Origin of the sequence: Chamaesiphon sp. VAR_48_metabat_403 (genome assembly GCF_031422475.1) — a bacterium.
Taxonomy (GTDB): domain Bacteria; phylum Cyanobacteriota; class Cyanobacteriia; order Cyanobacteriales; family Chamaesiphonaceae; genus Chamaesiphon.
The window spans coordinates 1-7,766 of sequence record NZ_JANPLS010000196.1 but is presented as its reverse complement, the minus strand read 5'-3'; the positions used below and the strand labels follow the sequence as shown (position 1 = coordinate 7,766).

The 7,766-nt window shown below is 43.7% G+C and carries 8 protein-coding genes; 4 read left to right on the top strand and 4 right to left on the bottom strand.

Annotated features, from left to right (window positions below):
• The coding region (locus tag RMO79_RS09380; RefSeq protein WP_310482863.1) for an endonuclease/exonuclease/phosphatase family protein at positions 1-843 on the bottom strand (843 nt) is incomplete at its 3' end.
• Positions 844-1,488: 645 nt separating this feature from the next.
• Here RMO79_RS09380 and RMO79_RS09375 point away from each other — a divergent pair.
• Positions 1,489-1,836 carry a DUF805 domain-containing protein gene (locus RMO79_RS09375; protein ID WP_310482862.1) on the top strand — a complete coding sequence of 116 codons (348 nt, stop codon included), beginning with the start codon at positions 1,489-1,491 and terminating at the stop codon, positions 1,834-1,836.
• 89 nt (positions 1,837-1,925) lie between these two features.
• On the opposite strand, the gene RMO79_RS09370 is transcribed toward RMO79_RS09375, so the two are convergent.
• From RMO79_RS09370 to RMO79_RS09360, 3 genes are all read right to left on the bottom strand, one after another.
• Complete coding sequence (locus RMO79_RS09370) at positions 1,926-2,087, bottom strand: hypothetical protein (protein ID WP_310482861.1); 162 nt, start codon at positions 2,085-2,087, stop codon at positions 1,926-1,928.
• A gap of 73 nt (positions 2,088-2,160) precedes the next feature.
• On the bottom strand, positions 2,161-3,351 hold the full coding sequence (locus RMO79_RS09365) for a glycosyltransferase family 4 protein (protein ID WP_396136561.1): 1,191 nt from the start codon (positions 3,349-3,351) through the stop codon (positions 2,161-2,163).
• A gap of 592 nt (positions 3,352-3,943) precedes the next feature.
• Positions 3,944-5,113 (bottom strand): pyridoxal phosphate-dependent aminotransferase, encoded by a 1,170-nt coding sequence (locus RMO79_RS09360; RefSeq protein ID WP_310482858.1) that lies wholly within the window; start codon positions 5,111-5,113, stop codon positions 3,944-3,946.
• 226 nt (positions 5,114-5,339) lie between these two features.
• Between RMO79_RS09360 and RMO79_RS09355 the strand changes: the two genes are divergently transcribed.
• From RMO79_RS09355 to RMO79_RS09345, 3 genes are read left to right on the top strand one after another with little or no spacing between them, the layout of a single operon-like run.
• On the top strand, positions 5,340-5,711 hold the full coding sequence (locus RMO79_RS09355) for a VOC family protein (protein WP_310482856.1): 372 nt from the start codon (positions 5,340-5,342) through the stop codon (positions 5,709-5,711).
• Between the two features lie 39 nt (positions 5,712-5,750).
• A complete protein-coding gene (locus RMO79_RS09350; RefSeq protein WP_310482855.1) occupies positions 5,751-6,437 on the top strand; it encodes an MBL fold metallo-hydrolase in 687 nt (228 codons plus the stop codon).
• Between the two features lie 53 nt (positions 6,438-6,490).
• On the top strand, positions 6,491-7,588 hold the full coding sequence (locus RMO79_RS09345) for a DNA polymerase beta superfamily protein (protein WP_310482854.1): 1,098 nt from the start codon (positions 6,491-6,493) through the stop codon (positions 7,586-7,588).
• The last annotated feature ends 178 nt before the right edge of the window (positions 7,589-7,766 follow it).

The following is a 7,766-nucleotide window of genomic DNA, read 5'->3' as shown; positions in this document are numbered from 1 at the left end:
AATATAGCCACCTTGACCTGGCGAAACATAATCCGCCCAGAAGCGAATTTCATCAGCATTTCGCTTACCATTTCGGTCTTCAGTGCCATCAAAAACAGGCGGCGTGGGGTGACTGACCAGCGCGTGAACTGTTTCGCCATTAACCTTAATCGGTACGTCCCAATGGCTCTTGGAAGATAACCGCAATTGCTCGATTTCTGCTGGCGAGTAGAAACCCTTGAGGTTTTCATTAACTGGCGTAGCGGGATTATCGATCGTCGGATCGTTGGTGAGTAAACTACCCGGCATATCTTTCCAGAGAAAATTCTGAAAAGTCCTTACATTTGCCGTATCGATTTCATACTTAGACAGCACCACCATCCCAAATTGACCGGGGAAGTTACCAAACCCAAATGAGTCGTCGCCGTAACCGTTATCGCCGATTCCATCAGTCAGCGTGGTAACGATACTGCCATTATTATTGAGGTCGAAACCCGATGGGATGCCCGTATTACTGGGCGCGATATAAAAATATTTATAATCTACCGGACTAGTCCCATTCTGTCCGACTTTCAGAAAATTATTAATAAATAGTTCGACAGCTTTAGCGGGATTACCTGTATTAAAATCAAACTCATTAATCAACAACACATCAGGATTATTGCGTTGAATGATTTCAGCAGCATTTTTAGCTTGCTGAACCCGTAATGCCTGATTGCGATTGGGATTGTCAGCCGCACCGATCGCTCTAGTGTCAAGAATTACTGGATTCGATAGGTCGTTAATCAGTTGACCGTCAGCGTTACGATTTAAAGAAGCATTAAACTGAGCGAAGCGAATATTTGTGCCACTAACTATACTCATAGTTTATTGTTAAGATGAGGAACTTGAATAAACGCAAATTCGGTACAGCGATCTTGCTATTGCTGTGAATATCGATCGGTTAAGTCTCTAGTAAACTGTTAATTGCCAATGGATGCTGTATAAAAACGATCGCGCTTTCTTGAGATGTCTGGCGATCGTTATTTTTTAAGTTTTTCTTAATTACTACTTAATCTTTCGATAATCTTTTCACATTGGAGCGATCGCAAATGTGCCGATCGAGGTGCGATCGATTTAACTCGAAAATTCCAATACCTTAGTAAACCTCACTATTCGATATCTGACGAATCCGGCTCTGCGCTTACCTTAACGGGTTAATTTACGATAGTTCAAATTACCGAGCGGGGGGAATAGGGGAATGAAGAAGCGTCTACTTTGAGGGGATGGATACCGATCTTCAGACCGTTAACCGCGATCTCATCGATCGGTGGAATGATGTTCTGGCGATTATCTCGAACACTTCAAAGACTTACCAGCCAACAATTTAAACGAAAAGGATCGAGCGTTGTGAAGTTTAATTGCTCGGTTTCAGAATCGGGACGCGGCACTGTGATAACATAGCTTAAATTTAAGACAAAGACTTTTCTTTGCTAAATTCGATCGAAACTCAAAATTTGTAGGTGTAATATGGAATGGTATATTAAAGTCTTGAAAAATTATGCCGTGTTTGATGGGCGTGCCAGCAGACAAGAATATTGGATGTTTACCCTATTCAATATTCTTGTCAGCATTGCTTTGGGATTCTTGCTGGGTATCCTCAGTGGTGTCACCAAAACAGATCAAACTGTGTTAGGGAATATTTACAGTTTGGCAGTTTTACTTCCCGGCATTGGTGTCGCTATTAGGAGAATGCACGATACTGGTCGTAGTGGCTGGTGGTGTATCGTACCGATTGTAGGCTTAATCTTCGCAATTGAAGCTGGTAACCCAGAAGCAAATAAATACGGCCCCAGTCCTAATAGACAGAAATCTTAGTTTTACAGATACTGAGATAATCGGAGATAGATAAACAAAGAATATTGCATTTGTCCGCCATGTTCTTTGTTTATTTACAACAGCCGATCTCAATCCAATTGTACTTCAGGCGATCGGGTACCGTTGTCATTTACATCAAAATTTCTGACAAAGTTATAACTCAGACCTGCACCCAATATGAATGCGAATACCGCAAGTACGCCAACCATTGGAGCGTGAGTACTAAGTTCTCTGTTAAGCCAATTTAGCATAATAAATAATCTCTGATGACTATTTTTTAAAAAAGAAACTATATCGAGCCGCCTAAAACCTAAAGCCTAAAACCTAATACTTAACCGATTGCTTGGTTTTAACCAGCGCATTGTAATAAACAGTCTCCGTTTGTACTGCTAGTTTCGGCCAATTAAAGCGTTTGCCGAGTTCATCGTAGGCATTATCTGTCAACCATTTGGCATAACCAGGGTTTTTGAGTACTTCTAATATTCCCCAAGCGAGGGAATTGCAATCCCATTTCCAGGTAACTATCCCAGTTTTCGTATGCCTAACTACTTCGGCTAACCCCCCAGCGTCAGAAACGACAACTGGTACCCTAGCGGCAAAACTTTCTAGAGCGACAATTCCAAATGGTTCGTACAGGCTGGGAAATACCGCACAATCAGCGACGGTTTGGAATTTATCTAAATGCTCGTCAGACATAAAGCCTGTAAAAAAACATTTTTCCCAGATGCCTAAATCCCAAGCTTGTTGTTTTAAACCGTCGGTATTTCCGCCGCCGATGAAAATAAATTTAGCATTACCGCCGAGTTCCCATAAGACTTTGGGTGCGGCATTTAATAACACAAAGATGCCTTTTTCATAGGTCATCCTACCCACATAATAGACAATTTGCTCGTGATCGGCAGCAAACCTACGGCGAAAATTCCAGAAGTTAAAATCTTTGGGGCGTTGTTTTTTTTCAGGACGAATGCCATTATAAATAATGCTAATTCTTTCCCAGGGACAGCGGAGAATTTGTCCGACTTCTTGCTGCATGTATTGACTGCATACGATCGTTTGAGCGGCAGCTTCCACTAGGCGGGTTTCTTGGGCGTGAACGTGTTCGCTACTGGGGTTGTGGATGCCATTATGCCGTCCGAATTCAGTTGCATGAATGGTGGCAACGATCGGGATTTGAAAATTTTCGCTCAAAGCGATGGCTGTATCTGCTACCATCCAATCATGAGCGTGAATCAGGTCGAAGTCTTGAGATATTTCGACTAGTTTCGTACAGTATTTGCTCATACTCTGATTCATATTGCCAATCCAGTTAAAGATATCTTGGCTGAATCCCACGGGGACGCGGTGAACGTAGATGCCTTCGATAATTTCTTTGGCTGGTGCTTGAGAGAACTCTACGGTAATTAGGTGAATTTCATGACCTAATTTCACCAGCTCTGGATATAATTCAGCTCCATGACGAGCGATACCTCCCACGAGGCGCGGCGGAAATTCCCAAATTAGAACTAAAATTTTCATCGCTACTAGTTGACTTCCCCATTGGTAATTGACTCGGTAGAAGGCAACCTTGCCTTTGCTAGGTGAGTGGTTGCGGCTACGTAGTAGCACCGGATCGAGATGCTATGGGCAATTAAAATTAAAAGTATGGTGGAATTTAGAGATCGAATCTGGGATCTGACAATTTTCTCCAGATCCAGATGCTACGCTAAAGCGTAGCCTGCGCGTTGTGCTTGCACGATCGAAAGTTCTTCCTATTATATCTGGCTGGCGATCGATTTGATGGCGATCGGGCTGCTGTAGATCGATACGCAGCAGCTATATTCTTTAAAATACCCCGGTCTACGACTTTTATCGCCGCGAGATCGCACTATTTTAAATTCTTAATAAAAAATTCCACAACTATTTAAGGTTTTTGTGGATTAATATCCAGAGTCGATCCCTAAGTCGATTAGGCTTCACCTACGCTACGCGAACGAGTGTGAATGAGTTAGTTTTTCCTCGATCCCTGGGCTAATTAACTAGCAAGTGAGGTTCCCATAGCGTCTCCTGCTGGAGAATCGCCTCAAGATTTCCACCCCATCTCGATAAATTGTCTCCATGCAAGCAAAGACTACTGAAGGCGCGATCGGATAAACTTATCTAATCTGTCCATGCCTTTATCGATCGTGACCATATCTGTCGCATAAGAAATGCGGATGTGGTCGTCTGCCCCAAAGGGCAATCCGGGAATTGTGGCTACTTGCTGCTGTTCGAGTAATTGCTGGCAAAAATCTAACGATTTGAGATTGGTATTGGCAATATTCACAAAGATATAAAACGCGCCATCTGGCTTGGCACAACTTAAACCAGGAATTGCCTGGAGCCGCTCTAAAATTGCCTGTCGTCGCAGGGCAAATGCTTGACGCATGTTCTCCACACAGTCCTGAGAGCCTTCTAGAGCTGCGATCGCGCCGTATTGAGCGAAAGTACAGACATTTGAAGTACTATGCCCTTGCAGGGCACTAGCGGCTTGAATCAGCGCGACTGGCGCGGCTAAATAACCAATCCGCCAACCCGTCATCGCATAGGCTTTGGCAAAGCCATTACTAATAATCGTCCGGTTAAATATCTCTTCGCCAAAGCTACCGATGCTGACTTGCTCGACACCATCGTAAATAATTTTTTCGTAAATCTCATCCGATACAACCAGGATATCGCGATCGACAATTACCTTTGCTAATGCCTGTAACTCTGTCGGGGTATAAACAACGCCCGAAGGATTGGAGGGAGAATTAAGTACGAACAACTTCGTTTTGGGCGTAATTGCAGCATCGAGAGCTGCTGGCGTAATTTTATAATCGGTGCTGCTATCGGTGGGCACAATTACGGGCGTACCATCTGCCAAGCGCACCATTTCGGGATAGCTCAACCAATACGGGGCGGGAATAATTACCTCATCACCGGGATTAATTAACGCCACCATTAGGTTATAGAGGGAATGTTTGCCCCCATTGGTAACTAAAATATTGGCAGGATCGTATTTTAACCGATTATCTCGGCGCAATTTAGTCGCGATCGCTTGCCTTAATAGTGGTTCGCCTGCGGCTGCGCCATACTTGGTAATACCGCGATCTAATGCCTGTTTCGCAGCATCTTTAATATGCGTGGGAGTATCGAAATCGGGTTCCCCCGTACTGAAACTACAGACATCTTTGCCATCTTGCTGCATCGCCTTCGCCAGAGCGGAAATGGCGAGGGTAACGGATGGTTCGATCTTGCTAATGCGCCTTGCCAATTCCATAAAGTTACAAATTTCTCCCCAGCCATCTCGCCCAATGTGGTTACACTGTATATGTGCGAGTTGTCTTTTGTGTATATGATATAGTTCCCCAAGCGTAGCAATTATAAACCCATTTGTGAGTAGGTCAACACCTAAATTAGGGATTAAAGATTAGAAATTTAGGGATCGGCACTGACGGTCGAATGCACGCATTCGGTCGAGAATTGAGAGTTTTTTCGTGATATTTATGGTTACTGCTGCTTTTGTGACGATCGCCAGTGTTAATTTCGATGTGGTAGTAGACTTCTACACCCAGTTTTTAGGATCTGCTCCCGATCGATATGTTCCCACTGTTTATGCAGAATTTTCGATAGCTGGGCTACAGTTGGGAATTTTTTGCCCCAAGTCTACCAATCGCGACGAATTTGGGCATCCTAGTCAGAGTGGGATGAGTATCTGTCTGGAAGTAGCTAATTTAGAAGACTCGATCGACAAACTATCCCAAATCGGTTATTCCCCATGCGGCAAGATTACCACAGCCTCCCACGGTCGCGAAATTTACGCCTACGACCCCGACGGGAATCGCTTAATTTTACATCAGGCGGCCAAAATAACATAAATTTTATCTTCGATCGTGACGACATTTTGGAAAATGTAGATGATGACGCAAACCTTCAAACGATTAACGTGGTTTAATCAGATAAATGTTTACCTGATATCCACGCCTCAAGGGCCAGTTTTAGTCGATAGTGCTGCACCTGGCATGTTCGGGTGGTTGGTAAAATCGTTGCGTCAGGTAGGACTTACACCAGCACAATTAGCAGGTGTAGTGGTTACTCATTTTCACATCGACCATGTGGGCACGGCAATGGCATTGCAGAAGTGTGGAGTCCCTGTATATGCTTTAGCACCAGAAGTTCCAATTTTGATGGGGGAGGTACCACATTCTGGCTACGGAGGCACCGCAGGCAAGATTATGCTAGCAGCCGAACGGCTGCTATTTGGTAACCCCTCATTTTCAGGGATTCGCTCTCTTTCCGTCGGACAAAAACTCTTTGGTACACAATGGCGCGCGATTGCCGCACCAGGGCATACTCCAGGAAGTTTAGCTTTATACAACGAGGATACAGGCGATCTATTATCAGGAGATACTTTAGTTAGTGATTTTGGTTGTCCCAGAGCTAATTTATCGTTCTTTACACCAGATCGCGATCGATTGGTGGAGAGTGCTTTAAACTTGATGGCATTAGAGCCGAAATATATTCATCCCGGACATGGAAAACCCTTGCCTTTGCTAGCTTATGCCAAAGTCAAAGAGCAATTAATAAGCAAGTCGAGCCGATAGCCAATCATTTCGGCTGTCCCCACAACATCTCTACTCTTTAATCTCTATTACCGATGCAACGTCTAGAAGTCGAACAACGCACGATCTTAATTGGCTTGGCTGGTAGTCACGGTTATGGATTGAGTCGCCCCGAATCCGATCTCGATTATCGGGGGGTATTTATTGCAGGTAAAAAGTACTATTTGGGCTTGGATAAAGTCGAGCAAAAAGATGGCGGCTGGGATACCGAGCCAGGGATCTTTGATTTTCTGACTGGTGAAAAAGACACCGTAATTTACGAGCTGAAAAAATTCGTGCAGCTATTGGCAGGAGCCAATCCTAATATTCTAGAATTACTCTGGCTCAAGCAGTATCCGGTCAAAACTGAAGTTGGCGAATATTTGATCGAACATCGAAAGATGTTTCTCAGCAAGCGAGTCAAACATACCTATTCTGGTTATGCATTTGCCCAAATCAAAAAGATTGAATCTCATCGGAAGTGGTTGTTAAATCCACCTCAAGAAAAACCACTACCCGAACATTTCGGTCTGAGTGCAGAACGTCCATTGAGCAGGGAAGAATTACACGCTTTTCTAGAATATCTATATGCGCTAGTGCGTGGCAAAATTGAATATTTATCAGAAGCTCAAGAACTGCATCAACTACTAACTGGCGAGATCGATTATAAAGGGTTATTAAAACAGCACCATCTGACAGATGATGTTTTAGAATACACCCAAAACCTCACCAATAGTCGCGGCGATTTTATCAAACTGCTCCAAAAAAGCCAACAGTATCAAAATGCCTTACGGGAGTGGAATGCTTACCAGTCATGGAAAACTAATCGCAATCCCGCCCGCGCGGGGATGGAAAGACAGTCGGGTTTCGATCTCAAACATGCGATGCATTGTATTCGACTATTACGCAGCGGCTTAGAGATTTTACAATCTGGCGAGGTGTTTGTCGATCGACAGGATGTGGGCGATGCTGACGAACTCAAGGCAATTTTACATGGTGACTTTACTTACGAACAAGTTACCGCAATTGCCGATAATTTGGTAGCAGAACTCGATCGCGCTTACGACAGTTCTAGTTTACCCCGTCATCCTAATTTAGCGGCTATTAACGACCTATCGATCGAGTTAATCGAAAAACAAGGATGGGAGATTTAGTAAATTGATTTTCTTGACACATCCAGTAATTTAGCTCGGCATTAAATAAATAGCACGATAACTAAGTAGATATAATAAATTTGAGGACTAAATTCAATGATTGCTGTAAAAGATAATTTTCTACGATTCACCCCCGAAGAATATTTTGTTTGGGAGGAACAACAATTAGAGCGACATG

What these genes read in the sequence shown, in the direction of transcription:
- RMO79_RS09365 (WP_396136561.1), bottom strand. Translation starts at nt 3,351, where the DNA reads ATGAAAATTTTAGTTCTAATTTGGGAATTTCCGCCGCGCCTCGTGGGA.
- RMO79_RS09355 (WP_310482856.1), top strand. Translation starts at nt 5,340, where the DNA reads ATGGTTACTGCTGCTTTTGTGACGATCGCCAGTGTTAATTTCGATGTG.
- RMO79_RS09360 (WP_310482858.1), bottom strand. Translation starts at nt 5,113, where the DNA reads ATGGAATTGGCAAGGCGCATTAGCAAGATCGAACCATCCGTTACCCTC.
- RMO79_RS09345 (WP_310482854.1), top strand. Translation starts at nt 6,491, where the DNA reads ATGCAACGTCTAGAAGTCGAACAACGCACGATCTTAATTGGCTTGGCT.
- RMO79_RS09375 (WP_310482862.1), top strand. Translation starts at nt 1,489, where the DNA reads ATGGAATGGTATATTAAAGTCTTGAAAAATTATGCCGTGTTTGATGGG.
- RMO79_RS09370 (WP_310482861.1), bottom strand. Translation starts at nt 2,087, where the DNA reads ATGCTAAATTGGCTTAACAGAGAACTTAGTACTCACGCTCCAATGGTT.
- RMO79_RS09350 (WP_310482855.1), top strand. Translation starts at nt 5,751, where the DNA reads ATGATGACGCAAACCTTCAAACGATTAACGTGGTTTAATCAGATAAAT.